We start from the raw sequence: 17,576 nt of genomic DNA, 5'->3' as shown, positions 1-17,576 counted from the left end.
AGTTAGTTGTGAGGAAGTCATCGTGGCAAAGGTACTCTACATCCAGTCCAGTCTCTTTCAAGAGAACGGCCAGTCATCCCAGCTTGCAGACAGTTTTATCGCAAGCTGGAAGGCCAAGAATCCAGAAGATGAGATTATCTATCGCGATTTGGTGGCTGAACCAGTACCGCATCTCAGCCTGGAGCACTTTCAAGCTCACAATACATCTATCGAGAATCGCTCAGAAAAACAGCAGGAGATTGCTGAACTTTCAGATCAGCTGATTGAAGAGATCTTTTCGGCAGACCTGCTTGTATTGGGCGTCCCCATGTATAACTTCAATATTCCCTCTAATTTACACTCCTACTTTGATTATATTGCGCGTGCTGGGGTGACATTCCGATATACCGAGAGTGGCCCCCTAGGCCTGCTAAAAGATAAGAGGGCCGTTGCCTTTATTTCACGGGCTGGTGTCTACGGCGATGAGCACTCTCAGAGCAACTACCTCCGGCAGTTCCTGGGGTTTATTGGTATTACCGATGTCGAGCTTGTCTATGCGGAGGGCTTGGCGAAAGGAGAGGAGGTAAAAGAAAAGGCTCTGGCTGCGGCGAGAAAACGCATTGCTGAGCTTGTGTGAAGCGTGGCTTGGGGGGGCAGCTCCTCCCCCTTCTACTGCATCCAATCTTACTCCGCTCTCTTCCCGCTTCAGCTCCTTTATCCAGCGTCAATTCCACCAGAGAGCCACTTATTGTCGATGACGGCTTCCATCGCGAATTACCATATGATTCATCATTTTTCACGCTTGAGTGTGAACCAAGACTGGAACGTATGACGGTACATCCAGAGCATGTAGGGGGTTGACACGTGAAGGCAAAACCGGGGTCGGGTGTGGCAGCGCAATCGCCAGCTTATATGGTTTGGATACGAGAAACGCAGTGTGTCTGACTGAAGGATTTCAATGTCATCCATATCTCCCCAAAGTCCGATTTCTACTGTCTTGGCACTATCCAGCACGGTGGTTGGAGACAGAAAATAAATCACGGCGCTTTCATCAAGGGAAGAGAAATCATGAAGGATCACAAGATAATGCTCGCCGAAGCTATATTGGGCCCGCAGACTCGTGGCAGGCACTGAGAAAACAGCCCCGTTGGCAAGGTTGCGCAATTGAGATGGTTTATCAAATTGCGCTTCTAGAGAAAATTGGTTCGTCGGGATCAAAGTGGAGGTTGACAATGGCCTACTCCGCTGCAGACTGCCTGTTTTGCGATGCTGACGTCTTTATCATTGTAAGATGTTTTTCCGGCCTAATCTGCCATTGTTGGCTGAACGTGTTAGTTGCTGTGTTTTCATGCCATAGTAACGAACTCAAAGAATGATTTCAGCAGACTTTACTCAATCAACTTCTATCTTCATACCCAGCATACGCCTGAGTACTGTGTCTTTATCAAAAAAGTGGTGTTTGATTGCAGCCGAGATATGAATAGCAATAAGCGCAACGAATAAATATGATGTTATTTTATGCGTCAGCCATGCAATATCCCCCAGATTTTTGAGCTCAGGCTCTGCACCTGTAATAAAAAGATATCCAAAGACCTTAATATCGTGGCCACCAGCGTATGAAGACAGAATGCCGCTGACAGGCATGACAATGGACGCAATGATCAATAGGCCCTGAACTGATCGCATCAGGTAAAACTGCCAGGCAGGTTGAGGTTTTAAGTATTCCAGCCACCCGTTGGCCCATCGCCAGATCAAACGAATCAAGGCCAAGAACAGGAGGATCACACCAAAAGACTTATGCACCTGTATCAGTTTGAACGTCTCCGGGCCATCCGGCAGGCTTGCGATGTAGTAGCCAAAACTCAGCATCCCGATGATATAAATTGCAATGAACCAGTGTAATAACAGTGTCCAAGGAGAGAGCTTGTTTCTTGTATCCATTGTCATCCTTTCAAACGGGCTATTCTTATTAACCACACTCTTTTTAGTATGGCTTGGAGGGGGTGTCAAAACACGATTCAAGCGTTCAAATAGAAAAATGGCAGCTATAACAATGCGCCTAATAGATTCTTGGGGGGCGCTCATCAGCGACTTAACCTGCGCTATACGCCAAAATGCGTTTGTAGCAGAAGCTTATCTGAATTTTCAATTGCCCCCGCCTTAAGCCGGTCGATAATCACTCAGAAAGCAGCAGGAAATTGCTGAATTTTCAAATCGGCTGATTGAGGAAATCTTTTTGCAGGACCTGCTTGTATTGCGTGTGCTGGGATGACATTCCGATATACCGAGAGCGGCCCTGTGGCCTGCTAAAGAACAAGAGAGCCCTTGCCTTTATTGCACGGAGTGGTGTCTACGGCGATAAGCATTCTTAAAGTAATTATCTCCGGCAGTTCCTGACGATTATTGTCGAGTTTGTCTATGCGGAGGGCCTAGCGAAGGGAAAGGCTCTGGCTGTGGCGAGAAAACGCATAACTGAACTTATATGAAACCTGGCTTGGGGGGCAATTTCTCCCCCCCTTCTACCTCAAGTAGAGCATATGGGCCCTTGGGTTTTACAGACCGCTACAGTATCAAAGTTGAATTGAATAAGGCGATCTCAATGTTTCACCAGCCTGATCCATCAGCCTCAGTCCAGTCTGATCCATCAGTCTCATCCCAAGATCTGGTCAACTCTACCGGATCTCTTTCTTTCTCAATAGTGCCAGCTATCACCTTGCCCTCCGCCTTCATTTTGGTGTAACTAGATAACTCTTCTAGCGCACCCACCCCAGTATTAGCGCCTTCGTGCCCTACAGTACCGGTTATAACTTGGCTGCCCTCTTCTATTTTACAAAGCTCCAAGTTGTCTATGAAATCCCACAGAGGGGATTTTCTAAGCTTTAAAGCTTTTTCACTGGCATCAGGATTGTAACCAGGAGGAGTAAATTGTTCCCCCTTATAAGTAATATGGAGGAAGTGCTTATCTGACAGGCTGGTAAAAAGCTCTGAACACCCATTATCCCCACTATAAATTCCGTACCAGACCTTCCCTTTAATACTATGTTTTTGAAGTATGTCTCTCGAGTCCCCCCACCCCCCAAGCCAATCAAATAGATAATTCTTAAACTGGGAATCATCTAAGAGGTCGAGATTTTTGTAGCCACGTGGCTGAGCGACGTCTATACAAAAGGAAGCAGCTCCTGCCTTTAATACATGGTTCGACGCCAGTTCCACATAGAGATCTACCGAGACCGAATGCAACTCCCCCCAATCAAGAATCTTCTCACGAAGCCGATCATCCATACTATTCCTTTCGGTTTTCCGACTAGGTGCTCCAGAATATGATAGGCGCCAGCTACCCAAATCGTAATAATGCTGCGGCGCACGATTAAATGGCATCCAATAAATGTCATCAACCTGCTCGATAATAGGACGACTTAAGTCCTGCCTATCTGCGGCATTTGGACACTCCGCATTTTCTTTCCACGAATTGGTGATCTCTCGCTCTATTGTACCAGTTATAACTTGACTACCTTCCTCAACTTTGGAAAGTTTCAAATTTTTCATAAAGTCCCAAATAGGGGATCTGGCGACTTTTTTAGATTTGTTAGTATGGCGATTATTCCACCCATCTATATAGAACTGATCATCCCTGTAGGTGATATTAAGGAAATGTTTAGTGGATAAACAGGTATAAAGATAAGTATTTCCGCACTCCTCATGCCCAATTTTGTACCAAGTCCTCCCGTCGATATTGAAGCTATGAATATCAACACCTTTCGAGTGGGGAATAAGCGCATCAAGTATAAAGTGCTTGAATGGGTCGTTATTAGGAAGATTATAAACGTTAAACATAGCTGGATCCCGTAGTTGAATCACTTGTATATCAAAGAAAACGGTCCCAACAATAAAAGTACAATCCGCCCCAAATTCGGCACTGCAGCGAGCCATAATCGGATGAAGCTTGAACCATATGTATGAGTCTTCAGAACCCCAATAGGACTCCACACCATCAAACTTTGGGTAGCTTTTATCCTCTTGAATAGGCGTAGTATATGAGGCATAGCTAACGCCCTCTTGAACTTGCAGACTCCTCTTTCCAGAGAATGAGAGGCTCCAGCCACCCAGATCGTAGTAGTGTACGGGCTCTCTATCAAAAGGTGGCCAATGGATATCGCCAAGCTGTAATATAATTGGAAAATTTAAGTCTAGCGAATCTACACTATCTACACCCTCTGACCACTCTTCTTCAGCCCTCACCATCCTTCTCTGTTTTGTGATGTATTCATCTATACTATATATATCATCTGACTCCTCCTTTATGGTGTGTGAATCTTCACCGATTCGGGAAAGGGTCAAATCTTCCATAAAATCCCACAAGGGGTGCTTACTTACTTGCAGAGCTTTTTCACTGGGCATATGGTGTGGTGGCCAGAATTGGTTAACTATATATGCAACATGAAGAAGATGCTTGTCTGATAAGGGCGTGTATAGGTTAAAACAGCAATTTAAGTTTCGATTCCCGTCAACAATTTCATACCAGCTCCGCCCATTGATTTCGTGCTCTTGGATTTCATTCAAGCTGGTCGCACTAAAGTAGCCCTTATACCCCGTATTCAGCAATAAGTCTCGTTTATCACTATGCTGCTTGAAAATAAATAGTTTTAGCTGGCTATGATCAGAAATATCGAGCACTCCAGATTTATTCGGCTCTCGTATTTGGATTACTCGAACATCCAGAGCAATAGTCCCTAACGTCCAAGTATCATTCCACTCCTCTTCCAAGCTACAAACCGCCGCCAGAGGCTCAAACTTAAACCAAATATAGGGGCTCTCAGCACTCCATTGAGCCCCCTCATCATTGAACTTTGAATAACTTTCCTCACTGTGAATAGGCGTAAAATATGAGGCATATAGGGAATTCTCACCAGGTTGCGCCCTTGACTCGCCATAAAATGACAGGTGCCAGTCGCCTAAGTTGTACCTATATTTCCGAGAGTAACAAAATGGACGCCAATATATATTATCTACCTGCTCAATAATTGGATAGCTTAAGTCCAAGGAATTCACATCAGGCATAGTCAGCTCCATCCACCTTTAAATTTATTTAGCCCATTTACACAAGCACAGTTATTATCACTATTCCACATGGACCTGCATTAAGTTTTATTAGTCAACAGTATTTTTATTGAGAAAAATCACTAAACGGCCAGTGACGTTATCTACTTAAGCGGGTCAGTAGTCATCAGCCCCCTAGGGTATCGACTCTATTACAGGGAAATTTTTCTTCACTCTGGACAGCTCCAGGTTATCCATAAAATCCCTCAACGGGGATTTGCTGATTTGTAAAGCTTTTTTGCTGGGAACATGGTAGGGCGGCCAGAACTGGCTTGGTTCATAGGTAATATGCAAAAGGTGACTGTCTGACAAATGGGTATATAGATTAAAGTGCCAATTTGAATTTCTATACCCATCAACAAGCTCATACCAGCTCCTTCCCTTAATTTTATATTCTTGGATTTCATCCTGGCTCCATGCGGTAAAGTAATCCTGACACCCCTTTTCCAATAGCGCATCTCGGTTGTCATTATGCTTTTTAAAGATAAACTGTTTCAATTGATTATGGTCAGAAAGATTGAAAAGCCTAGACTGATATGGCTCTCCCACCTGAATTAATCGAATATCAAAGGAAGCAGTCCCGACAATTAAGGAATCCGCCAATCCTACTTTCACACTACAGATCGTTGACAGCGGGTATAAGCCAAACGAAATATACCCCCTCCCTTTCCTCCACCGAGGATGAATTTCACGAGACGGAATTTCATGCTGAGGCTTAATTTTATTACGCCCTAAATAACTATAGTCTTCATCGATAAGAGTAGCAGCTAGCGTATATTCACTACTATTGAACTCTTTTTGCCGCTTCTGCCCCAAGAATGAGAGGCTCCAGCCACCCAGATAATATTGAAATGATGATGCCTTATGAAATGGGAGCCAATACATATCATCAATTTGCTCGATGATAGGATGATCTAAGTCTAGTGAATTTATATTGGCCATAATTATCTCTTGCCACTATTGGAGTTATCGTGATGATCTCGACTGCATGGCAGCACTTGCCTGTAGAACTGAGCCTCTTAATGATTTGCCTCTGAACAACTCAGTGAGACCCGCAGAGGTATTACGGGGTTGGTTCAGAGGCTCCTTAACTAAAATAGGTTAAAGCACCTATTTAAAAGCTGATTACCACCCCTCGCTGCTCCAGGCGTTCCAGGCACATTCATCTTCCTCTGAACTATCATTTTCTCGCCTCAAGGTACCGGTGATCACTTCGCTTCCCTCCTCCATTTTAGAAAGCTCTAAATTATCCATAAAATCCCATAAAGGGGACTTGCTGACCTGTAGGGCTTTTTTACTGGGAGTGTGGTGTGGAGGCCAAAACTCACTGGGCTTGTAGGCAACACACAGGAGATGCTTGTCAGACAAGGGGGTGTATAGGTTAAAGCACCAGTTTAAGGCTCGACTTCCATCAATAAGCTCATACCAACACCTTCCCTTAATCTCATACTCCTGGATTTCATCGGGGTTCCAGGCACTAAAGCAATCTTCATGCCCCGACTTCAAAGAACGATCTAGGCGGTCTTTATGAGCTTTAAAGATGAACTGCTTTAACTGGTTGCCGTCAGAGAGGTCAAAAACCCCTGACTTGCTTGGTTCCCTTACCTGAAACACTCTTATATCAAAGGCGGCACTCCCGACAATCCAGACCTCATCCAGCCCCACCTCAACCTTACAGCCTGTGCGAATAGGGTGAAATTCAAACCAGATATAGGGACTTTCACTATCCTCAAGCGGTTCTTCACCATAGAATTTTGGATAACTATCCTCACTGTCTATAGGCGTAATATATGAGGCATAATCATCTAGACCATACGTTTTCGGCAGCAACTCGCCGCTCAATGACAGGTGCCAGAGGCCCAGATCGTAGTGATGTACTGGCGCCATATTAAAAGGCAACCAGTACATATCCTCAAGCTGCTCGATAAGGGGACGGCTTGTATCCACTGAATCTATATGAGCCATAGCTACCTCCCCGCCCACTCATTAAAGCTGATTACCACCCCTCGCTGCTCCAGGCGTCCCAGCCAGATTCATCTTCCTCTGAACTATCATTTTCTCGCCTCAAGGTACCGGTGATCACTTCGCTTCCCTCCTCCATTTTAGAAAGCTCTAAATTATCCAAAAAGTCCCATAAAGGGGACTTGCTGACCTGTAGGGCTTTTTTACTGGGAGTGTGGTGTGGAGGCCAGAACTGGCTTGGTTCGTAGGCAATACGCAGGAGATGCTTGTCAGACAAGGGGGTGTATAGGTTAAAGCACCAGTTTAAGGTTCGATCTCCATCAATAAGCTCATACCAAATTCTGTCTTTAATTTTATATTCTTGAATTTCATCAGGGGTCCAAGCGCTAAATTTATCCTTCTTTCCGCGCGCTAACCGCCTGTCTAATAAATCCTTGTGCCTTTTAAAGATAAACTGCTTTAACTGATTGCCGTCAGAGACGTCAAAGATTTCAAATTTAGCCGGCTCCTGTATTTGGATCACCCTTACTGCAAAGACCGCACTCCCGATAACCCAGGTCTCATCTGGCCCCACATCCACACGAAAATCAGTGCGAATAGGTTTAAAATCAAACCAGATATAGGCACTTTCACTATCCCAGCGCGGCATTTGGCCACAGAATCTAGGATAGCTATTTTCATTATCAATAGGTGTGATATATGGAGCATAGTCTATATCATTGCCCCAAGGCGTCGGTGCCTCTAGCTCACCAGTCAATGACAGGTGCCAGAGGCCCAGGTCGTAGTGATGCACTGGCGCCATATTAAAAGGCAACCAATCCATATCCTCAAGCTGCTCGATAAGGGGGCGATTTGTATCTACTGAATCTATATGGGCCATAATTATCCTCCGATCCGCTTACCAGCCCCAGCCCTCAGCCTCGCCCCAGCCATTCGGCACCTCTGACTTATCCTCCCGGCGGTTTTCCTTCTCCACTTTGGAAGGTTCTAAATTATCCAGAAAATCCCATAAAGGGGACTTACTGACCTGCAAGGCTTTTTCACTAGGGGTATGATAAGGAGGCCAAAACTGCCTAGGTTCGTATGCAATATGCAGGAGATGCTTGTCGGATAAGTGGGTATATAGGTTGAAGCACCAGTTTAAGGCACGATTTCCATCAATAAGTTCATACCAACGCCTCCCCTTAATCTCATACTCCTGAATTTCGTCGGGGTTCCAGGCGCTAAAGCGATCTTCATGCCCCAACTCCAGAAAGCGGTCTAAAGAATCTTTGTGCTTCCTAAAGATAAACTGCTTTAACTGGTTGCCGTCAGAGAGATCAAAAACTTCAGATTTGCCTGGCTCCCGAACCTGAATCACTCTTATCTTAAAGAATGCAGCCCCGACACCCCAGACTTCATCCGGCCCCATTTCGACTCTACAATCGGCTACAATAGGGTGAAATTCAAGCCAGATGCAGGGGCTTTCACTGTCCCCAAGCGGCTCTTCACCATAGAGCTGTTGATAATTGTCAATATCCCAAAGCGGTCCTCCATGATAGCGATGCATGACATGTGAAACATAGTCACCACTATCCTCCCAAAGCATTAGTGTCGCCAGCTCGCCAGTCATTGATAGGTGCCAGGGACCCAAGTCATAGTGATGCACTGGCGCCGTATTAAAAGGCAACCAGTAAATATCCTCAAGCTGCTCGATAAGGGGGCGATTTGTATCTACTGAATCTATATAGGCCATAATTACTTCTTCGCCTCCGAACTCTATCCATCATCGAAACCTTGAAGCTCATCTGCAACCTACTTTGCAGCGTCTATATTTAGTAACGACCTAAAAAATATTTAAGAAGATAATATCATAAATGGTGGAGAACCCACCGACTTAAACCTTTCTCTAAAGTAACCCTGCGTGATTTACCTCACAAAAAAACAGCTCTATTAAATAATATTTAAACCCCCATCTTTTGTTGGGATCAGCGTCCCATAACTTAAAGTGTATTTCTGAGGGTTTAGTATCCAACCTCGCACCTTCGCCCCCAAGAAGTCTACCTCAACAACTTGCCAATTAAGATAAAACTGAATGAAGAAAGCGGAACTGGAACAGCTCCATTAATTTATACGGGAAGGTGCAAAAATATATAGCAATAAGCCTCGGAATAACCATTCAATACCGGAGCCCCTGGCACCACCTCAAAGGTACCAATTTACACAGCTTTCATATCAGGTATCTGTGCTCCACTCAATTTTTCTTGACAGTAAAACCCAGCCCCAATTGACTGAAAGCAAAGAGGTTAGCCGTATAGTCTCAGGCAGCCTTCGATTAAAAGAGCTTGCGACTAGCGGATATCCAAAAAGTAAAAAGCCAGGCCGGTGTGCCCGGCCTGGCTTTATTTACTGCTCTACTGAGGAGGAAGGTATTAAAGCGCTTCAGCTGTCTCCGCTTGCGCGCTTTTTGCCGAGGGCCCACCGCTTTCAACAAGCTCCGCATCCTGCTTGCGTACCTTCTTAGCAAACAATCGCTGTACCACTACAAAGAACAGCGGGATAAAGAAAATCCCCAACAGAGTGCCGACGACCATACCGCCTAATACACCAGTACCAATAGCGCGCTGGGCACCGGAACCAGCACCAGTTGCTATAGCCAAAGGCAACACCCCCAGACCGAAAGCGAGGGATGTCATCAGGATGGGGCGCAGCCTATCGCGCACAGCGCGCATTGTGGCTTGCACCAGCTCCATGCCTTCTTCAAGATTCTGCTTGGCGAACTCCACAATCAAAATGGCATTTTTACTGGTTAGCCCCACCGTTGTCAGCATCGCCACCTGGAAATAAATATCGCGCTCCATCCCTCGCAAGCTATTGGCCAGTACCGCACCGAGAATACCCAAAGGTGCCATCAACAGTACCGCTGTCGGCACTGTCCAGCTTTCATACAACGCGGCCAGACATAAGAACACGATTAAAAGAGACAGGGTGTATAGCAAGGGCGTTTGGGCTCCGGCTGAGCGCTCCTGGTAAGAGAGACCGCTCCACTCCATACCAACACCGGCAGGCAACTGGGCCACCAAGCGCTCCACCTCTTCCATTGCCTCACCAGAGCTGACTCCCGGTGCAGCCTGCCCGTTAACCTGCATGGAGGGAACTCCGTTGTAGCGCTCCAGGCGGGGGGAGCCGTACTCCCATGCGAAGCTGGCAAAGGAGGACAACGGCACCATATCGCCCTTATCATTGCGCACCGACCACCGCTGAAAGTCCTCTGGAACCATCCGGTAAGGAGCGTCGGCCTGCATGTATACCCGCTTTACCCGGCCGCGATCGATAAAGTCATCAATATAGGAACCACCCCACGCCGTGCTCAGGGTACTGTTGATATCGTCAATAGACAGACCGAGGGCTGCGGCCTTTGCATTGTCAATTTTTACGCGAAATTGCGGGGTATCCTCCTGGCCATTGGGGCGAACATTGAGCAAAAGCTCACTCTGCCCCGCCATCCCCAGGAACTGATTTCTGGCTGCGGTTAGGACTTCATGGCCCAAGTTGCCATTGTCTTGAAGGTAGAAGTTAAAACCACCGGATGAGCCCAGTTCAGGCAGTGGTGGCGGCGCAAAGGCGAAAGCCATGGCATCTTTAATTTGCATCAAGGCTCCCATTGCCCGCATGGCAACGGATCCGGCACTCTGGGATTCCTCTTCCCGCTGAGACCAGTCTTCCAGGTTTACAAAAGCAATACCGGTATTCTGTCCGCTACCGGCAAAGCTGAAGCCCTGCACGGCAAATACCGACTTTACCGTGCCCTGTTCATTGTTCAGGAATTGATCTTCCACTTTGCGGATGGATTCCATAGTGCGCTCTTGGGTTGCTCCCACGGGGGCTTGCACCATGGAGAACAGCACGCCCTGATCTTCGTCCGGCAGGAAAGAGCTCGGCAGGCGCAGAAACAGGAAGGCCATCACGGCGGAAAGTGCGATAAACAACAGCATAAAGCGGCCACTGCGGCTCAAAATTCCCTGCACACTACCCTGGTAGCGCTGACTGCCCCGCTCAAAGCTTCGGTTGAACCAACCAAAGAAGCCTTTCTCCGCGTGGTTCTCTCCTTTGGCAATGGGCTTTAGCAGTGTCGCACAGAGCGCCGGTGTCAGGATAATGGCCACCAGTACCGATAGCGCCATGGCCGCAACAATGGTTACGGAAAACTGACGGTAGATCACACCGGTGGCACCGTCCATAAATGCCATAGGCACAAACACTGCCGATAACACTACACCAATCCCGATTAGGGCCGCTGTAATCTGATGCATGGATTTTTGAGTGGCCTCTCTCGGCGACAGTCCCTCTTCCCGCATCACGCGCTCAACGTTTTCCACTACCACAATGGCATCATCGACAAGGAGGCCGATCGCCAGCACCATGGCAAACATCGTGAGCATATTGATGGAGAACCCCAGCGAGGCGAGCACGGCAAAAGTGCCCATCAGCACCACCGGTACGGCAATAGTCGGTATCAACGTGGCGCGGAAGTTCTGAAGGAACAGGTACATCACCAGGAATACCAGGACAATCGCTTCGACCAAGGTGGTGATAACACCTTTAATCGAAACCTCGACAAAGGGGGTCGTATCGAATGGCACTACCGAAGTCAGGCCCCGGGGAAAGTAGGTCTCCAGTTCTTTCAGCTTGGCCTTCACTCCCTCAGCCGTCTCCAGGGCATTGGCCCCGGTTGCTAAGTTAATCGCGATACCTGTAGCCGGTTGGCGGTTGTAGCGGGAGATAAACTCGTAGTTCTCCGCCCCCAGTTCAACGCGGGCAATATCGCCGAGGCGCAAAAGGGAGCCGTCATCATTGGCGCGGACGACAATATCCCTAAACTGCTCTGGGGTTTGCAAGCGCCCCTGGGAGGTAATCGATGCATTCAACTGCTGCCCTGGAATCGCCGGTGCGGCACCGAGGCTTCCCACCGTCACTTGGGCATTTTGGGCCTGCACTACAGCGGCCACATCGCCCGGGGTAAGAGCGTAAGTGGTGAGTTTGTTAGGGTCGAGCCAAATCCGCATCGCGTACTTGGAGCCGAACACCTGTACGTTGCCCACGCCGGGCACCCGACTGATGGGATCCACAATGGCCGAGTTGATATAATCGGCAATGTCATTGCGGTTCATGCTACCGTCTTCAGAAACAAAGCCGGCAACCATCAGGAAACCACCCCGGGACTTACTGACACTGACCCCCTGTAGCTGAACCTCCTGGGGTAACAGTGGCATCGCCAGCTGCACTTTGTTTTGCACTTGAACCTGGGCTGTATCCGGGTCAGTACCGTTCTCGAAAGTCAGGGAGATGGAAACACCACCATTGGACTGGCTGGTGGCGGACATATAAAGAAGGCCGTCGAGGCCTTTCATATTGCGCTCAAGAATTTGAGTCACCGAATCCTCAACCACCTTGGCCGAGGCGCCCGGATAATTGGCCTCAATATTGACCGAGGGCGGGGCAATATTGGGATAGCGCTCCACTGCCAGATCACCGATGGACAGTACGCCTGCCAGCATCGTGATAATTGCCAGAACCCAGGCAAAGATGGGCCGATTGATAAAAAAGCTCGCCATAACCCCTACCCTCAGGAACCCTGTTCAGCGGGCTCTGCGCCAGCTTGTTGATCGCTTTCAGCCGCTGGCGGTTGCTCGTCTGCACGCTCACTGGCCTGCACCGGGGCCCCCGGGCGAATTTTTTGCAAACCGGCGATCACTACCCGGTCTCCGGCTTCAAGCCCCCCTTCCACCAGCCAGCGGTTGCCCACTGTGCGGCTGACTCGTACGGAACGCTGGGCAACGACACTCTCTGCGTTAACCACCATGGCAGAAGTATTGCCCTTGGGGTCCCGCGCGATCCCCTGCTGGGGCACCAAAATGGCATTTTTACGGACGCCGCTGCCGACAATGGCGCGCACATACATACCCGGTAACAGCATGGTATCCGGGTTGGGCACAACTACTCGCAGCAGCACACTGCCAGTGGAGGGGTCTACGCTAGCTTCGGCAAACTCCAGTCTGCCCGGGTGCTCATATTCACTGCCATCCTCCAGCAGAATGGTCACCGGCAGGTGAGTCGCATCTGCCAGGGTGCCGGCCTGGAGAGCGCGGCGCAGGCTGACAAGCTCTGCTGCCGACTGGGTGACCTCGATATAGATAGGATCGAGCTGCTGCACAGTCGCCAAAGTCCCGGCCTGATTGGCCGTTACCAAAGCGCCCTGAGTGACGGTGGATTTACCGATACGACCGCTAATCGGAGAGGTGACCTGGGCGTACTCCAATTGGATTTCCGCTCGCTGCAACGCCGCCCGAGCGCTGGCTACGGAGGCTCGGGCCTCCTGTAGATCCGCTTCCGCAGCATCGTTTTCCTGTTTGCTGACCGCGCCGTTATTCACCAGGTTGGCGGTGCGCTCGGCCTTTAACCGTGCGATATTCATAGCCGCTTTGGCACCTTGCAGGCTCGCTTTGGCACTATCAACATCAGCGCGGTAAAGGGCGTCATCCAGTTGGTAAAGCGGCTGGTTTGCACCAACTTGACCGCCTTCACTGAACAATTGGCGCTTGATGATACCGCTAACTTGCGGGCGCACTTCGGCTACCTTAAACGGCGCGGTGCGCCCGGGCAGCTCTCTGGTCAGGGTGACTGATTCAGGCTGAAGTGTGACCACCGTCACTTGGGGAGCCATGCCCGGTGGCGCCGAAGCCTCCTCACTACATCCCGCCAGCAATGCGGCAGCGACCAAAAAACTGGTGAGGACTCGGGCTTTTAACATGACTACCTCGAAAATGACTACACAGGCAAAAGACTGGCAGATGATGGAATTTTTAAGTGACAGGAAAATCTAAACAAAGAGGCGTGGCATTTTATGGGCTCGCAGGAGGCGGGATCAACTGTTCATAATCGTGCAATTTTCATCTAACATGCACTTTCACCCTGTATATTCAAGGATTTGCACATAAACTCCCTTTGCCAGCTTGCGGTTAGACGCTGCAGAAATGAGTCAGAGCGAAACTAATAATTGATTAAAGAAGCTGCTGTTCCCCTATGACCAAACGCAGAAATGAGCAAATTTCAACCACTCGTGAGCGTATATTGAACGCTGCACTCAGTGTGTTTCATGAATATGGCGTGTGCCGCCCATCCCTTTCCGAAGTCGCAAAACTGGCCGGGGTCAGTGACGGGGCTGTGACCGACCACTTCCGCAGCAAAACCGGTTTGCTCCTCGCACTGACAGAACGCATGGTGCTGCCCGGTGAGCAACTTTGCAATAATGCCGGCGATCAGCTCACCATCAACCCACTTGGGACACTGCGGACGCGCTGGGTATGGCTATTCCAGGAAATTGCCTGTAACCCGGAGTGGCAGCAGGTACTAGAAATTATCTTCCATCCCTGTGAAGAACAAATTACCGAGAGCAGTGAAACTCATCGGCGCATGAAGCAGGGGCGCACTCGCGGGCTCGAACGGATGGGCCAACTGATCGCCCTCGCGGTCACCGAGCAGCAGCTGCCTGAGGACCTGGATGTAGATCTCGCCCTACAGATGTTACACGGGGGCCTGTTCGGGGTAATTGAAACCTGGCTGTTATCCTCAAGAATTGAGGATATCGGTGAATTGGGTGAGCACTATATCGACGCTCTAATTGATATGATCCGCTTCTCCCCCACTATGCGCCAGGGGCGAGAACATATACGAGTCCTTCACTAACCGGACTCGCCGCTTTTGGGGCCGCAACCCATTTCCCGACAAAACACCTCCCAGGGGGACCAGGGCAAGTCGCAACTCTGCCACTTGTTCTGGACCGCCGGGCCGCTCTCCCCCTCCAGCTTCAACGCTCGCATTACCGAATCCTGAGTGCTGAGAGGCTGTATCCGCGCCCTCACCCACTGGCCGGCCTCTTGCGCAGCACCGATAGCAAGTCCCCAGTGATTGGGCCAGATACAGAGAAAATTACTGATATCAAAACTGTGTAAATGGTATGGGCGCGGGTAGCTCAGTTGAACCAGAGCTTCACCATTCGGCCCCGGCGCATCTGTTTTCCAGCCTGCGTAAACACTCCAGTGGCAACTGGCAGCCCAGTCCTCAAAACCGGTCATGCAGTTTGCCAACCGCGCCAAAGTGTCGCGAATAAGACCTCTCTCTACCGGCGGGGGCACCCTCATATCAATTACACCGGGGCGAAACCTGGGCTGTTGCGGGTTTAAGGTGAGTATCCAAAGCCCCTCCCCCGTTTCCAGCGGGTGGTAGGCCACAACCAGGTCCATCAGGAATGCCGAAACTGGAGGCACACTGGTCCCCTTTGCCAGCAGCATATGCAGGGGGCGAACAATTTGAGCATCCTGCACAATTTGATCGGGCACCCCCAGCCCCTCCAGTATTGCGGCATTACCCGCTCCACAGGCTGAAAGCACTAGCTGGGGCTTTATCCGGTGAGAGGTGCCTCCGATATCCGCAGAGACCTCTGTGATCTCCCCCTCCTCTTTATTGATTCTGCGAACATATCCCTTCGCGATCTGCTCATTTACCGGGGCACTAAAACGCCGATAGGCTTCAGCACCATCAAACATAAGGTCATCGTCAAACCGAAAGCACTGATGGGATGGCAGGCTAGTTGTAATCAGTGGAGCGGGTATTGGCACCTCCTCGACAGAGATGCCCGCCGCAGCCCAATTGGGTTGTACAACGTCCAAAAACTCCCTGGGAAGCGCGGCGTAGAAGTCCGTCACACGACTATTAACACCATCACTCTCCAATTGTGCGCGCCAGGATTGTGCTGCCTGCCGGTAAGCCTTTGCCGCACTTGGGTGTGCGGCATTCCAACCGGACGAAAAGTAACCATGGAAATGTAATGACTCGGCGTCGTCCAACCCCTGATCTATCGCGACCACAGAAAACTCTGTCGATAGCTCGCGCAATAGTGAGACCGACTGAATGCCACCACCCAGCACCAGAATGTCTACCTCTACCGCTTTAGTCATATCCTGCCCCGGAGCAAAAATTGAACTATCACCACTTAAGCAAAGGCTACCATCCTGTCAACTTCTCAGGTTCCGGTTCACTTTGAAGTTCAGCTCAGGCACGAAATTGGGCAACTCATTTGCGGCACGGTTGAGCTACACCCCGCAACCAGATGATGCTCGAACTCACGGAGATCAGGCACAGAGATAACCCCCACTCGTGCAAGTCCAAAGGCGGCAACTATCCTGACACAGGGGCTGGGTTATAAATTACTTTAACAAATAAAAAATACTTAGATATCAATGAGTTGCGAGATATACATAATGCAATTTATTAAATAAGTAGTAGCTTCAGTCTGTTGCGGTGGAAGATGTATGCAGATCAATACTGGGCGTAGCTGCCGTTCCACTTAATAGAGCACCCTATACTTGCCTGTTGCTTTCTCGGACCCTGTCCGGTCTCTGCAATCTCCCTCATTGCGTTGACGAGTTCCCTGGTACGCCCAATAGGGCTGCCCATATCTGCATCATCAATTCGACCGCGATACTGAAGCTCGCCGTTTTTGTTGAGTCCAAAGAAATCCGGTGTGCATACCGCCTTGTAGGCCCGCCCTACAGACTGATCCTCATCGACCAGATAGGGGAAAGTAAATCCATGATCACGGGCAAATTTCGCCATATAAGGAGGACTATCGATCTTATAGTCTCTATAGTCATTCGACATAACGGCCAAAACATTAATGCCTTCCCGTTGCAAATCCCGAGCATCCTCTGCAAGACGGTCAGCTATCGCTTGAACGTAAGGACAGTGATTGCAAATAAATGCGATCAAGAGCCCTTTATCTCCCAGGTGATCTGACATCCGATAGCGCTTACCGCCAGGATCTTTCAAAGTGAAGTCGGGCGCCTTCCAACCGAAGTCGCACAGCGGGGTGTCAAGTAACATTACCAAGTCCTCTCTTCAATTTAGATATCGATCTCAAGTACAGCTTTGGCAAAGGGGCCGTAAATCTTCGCAACGCCTTTCGCCATATCGTCCAGGTAAACAGAGAAGTCACCGGTTTTGAGCGCTTTCAAAATACCATCAAGCGGGACTCACCCATGCCTGCTGCATCAGCCATATCTGTCTTGATTGGTCCGGCAATAACACTGATGACTTGAGCCCCCTGCTCGGACTAAGGTTTGACTGCGCCCAGAAAGTTTCCCTCATAGGCCTGTGTGAAGGCTCTATAAGCCCCTCCCATACCGGCACTCGATCACAGCCCCTTGTGACCTCAAAAGCTACAAAAGTCACAAAATGGTTCTGACCATCAGGTCAAAATGCTCGCATTTAACGTTTTTTTACCTTCAAGGTGACACAACTACAGTGATGGCCATGCATAGTAAAGTTGTAAAAACCAGAAAAAACCCCTAAGAAACAGGCCAGGAAGAAAAGATATTTTGCTAAATCCCAGTAATAAGGGAAAGGTTCATCTCTGATTAGATGTATTTCATGCCCTTTGGAGCTTTCAGCCTTTATACTTGTCCTAAGCTATAAGTCGCCAAGCCATAAGGGCTCGGTGC

13 protein-coding genes are annotated in these 17,576 nt (G+C 49.2%); 2 read left to right on the top strand and 11 right to left on the bottom strand.

Features of this window, described 5'->3' with window-relative positions; all coding sequences use genetic code 11:
- Positions 1 to 22 precede the first annotated feature (22 nt).
- Positions 23 to 616, top strand: a complete 594-nt coding sequence (locus ACJJIK_RS03945; RefSeq protein ID WP_444944282.1) for an FMN-dependent NADH-azoreductase — start codon at positions 23 to 25, stop codon at positions 614 to 616.
- Positions 617 to 768: 152 nt separating this feature from the next.
- On the opposite strand, the gene ACJJIK_RS03940 is transcribed toward ACJJIK_RS03945, so the two are convergent.
- The 9 genes from ACJJIK_RS03940 to ACJJIK_RS03900 form a co-directional block, all read right to left on the bottom strand.
- Positions 769 to 1,212 (bottom strand): hypothetical protein, encoded by a 444-nt coding sequence (locus ACJJIK_RS03940; protein ID WP_444944281.1) that lies wholly within the window; start codon positions 1,210 to 1,212, stop codon positions 769 to 771.
- Between the two features lie 159 nt (positions 1,213 to 1,371).
- The gene (locus ACJJIK_RS03935) at positions 1,372 to 1,920 is read right to left on the bottom strand and encodes a cytochrome b (RefSeq protein WP_444931063.1); all 549 of its coding nucleotides are present in this window, start codon (positions 1,918 to 1,920) and stop codon (positions 1,372 to 1,374) included.
- Between the two features lie 663 nt (positions 1,921 to 2,583).
- Positions 2,584 to 5,037 carry a hypothetical protein gene (locus tag ACJJIK_RS03930; protein ID WP_444944280.1) on the bottom strand — a complete coding sequence of 818 codons (2,454 nt, stop codon included), beginning with the start codon at positions 5,035 to 5,037 and terminating at the stop codon, positions 2,584 to 2,586.
- Positions 5,038 to 5,211: 174 nt separating this feature from the next.
- Positions 5,212 to 6,018 (bottom strand): hypothetical protein, encoded by an 807-nt coding sequence (locus ACJJIK_RS03925; protein ID WP_444944279.1) that lies wholly within the window; start codon positions 6,016 to 6,018, stop codon positions 5,212 to 5,214.
- 183 nt (positions 6,019 to 6,201) lie between these two features.
- Entirely contained in the window at positions 6,202 to 7,041 is an 840-nt protein-coding gene (locus tag ACJJIK_RS03920; protein ID WP_444944278.1) for a hypothetical protein, read from the bottom strand.
- Positions 7,042 to 7,072: 31 nt separating this feature from the next.
- A complete protein-coding gene (locus tag ACJJIK_RS03915; protein WP_444944277.1) occupies positions 7,073 to 7,918 on the bottom strand; it encodes a hypothetical protein in 846 nt (281 codons plus the stop codon).
- A gap of 18 nt (positions 7,919 to 7,936) precedes the next feature.
- Entirely contained in the window at positions 7,937 to 8,773 is an 837-nt protein-coding gene (locus ACJJIK_RS03910) for a hypothetical protein (RefSeq protein ID WP_444944276.1), read from the bottom strand.
- Positions 8,774 to 9,449: 676 nt separating this feature from the next.
- Positions 9,450 to 12,632 (bottom strand): efflux RND transporter permease subunit, encoded by a 3,183-nt coding sequence (locus ACJJIK_RS03905; RefSeq protein ID WP_444944275.1) that lies wholly within the window; start codon positions 12,630 to 12,632, stop codon positions 9,450 to 9,452.
- An 11-nt stretch (positions 12,633 to 12,643) separates the two neighbouring features.
- Positions 12,644 to 13,828 carry an efflux RND transporter periplasmic adaptor subunit gene (locus ACJJIK_RS03900; RefSeq protein WP_444944274.1) on the bottom strand — a complete coding sequence of 395 codons (1,185 nt, stop codon included), beginning with the start codon at positions 13,826 to 13,828 and terminating at the stop codon, positions 12,644 to 12,646.
- Positions 13,829 to 14,100: 272 nt separating this feature from the next.
- On the opposite strand from ACJJIK_RS03900, the gene ACJJIK_RS03895 reads away from it, so the two are divergent.
- Positions 14,101 to 14,763 carry a TetR family transcriptional regulator gene (locus ACJJIK_RS03895; protein WP_444944273.1) on the top strand — a complete coding sequence of 221 codons (663 nt, stop codon included), beginning with the start codon at positions 14,101 to 14,103 and terminating at the stop codon, positions 14,761 to 14,763.
- Here the strand turns inward: ACJJIK_RS03895 and ACJJIK_RS03890 are convergent.
- Positions 14,760 to 16,034, bottom strand: coding sequence for a hypothetical protein (locus ACJJIK_RS03890; RefSeq protein WP_444944272.1), 1,275 nt, complete (start codon positions 16,032 to 16,034; stop codon positions 14,760 to 14,762). The genes ACJJIK_RS03895 and ACJJIK_RS03890 overlap by 4 nt on opposite strands.
- A 361-nt stretch (positions 16,035 to 16,395) precedes the next feature.
- Positions 16,396 to 16,959, bottom strand: coding sequence for a thioredoxin family protein (locus ACJJIK_RS03885; protein WP_444944271.1), 564 nt, complete (start codon positions 16,957 to 16,959; stop codon positions 16,396 to 16,398).
- Positions 16,960 to 17,576: the final 617 nt, after the last annotated feature.

The organism is Microbulbifer regidiadema (SeqCode) (genome assembly GCF_052466995.1).
This window is presented reverse-complemented; position numbering and strand designations above follow the sequence as displayed.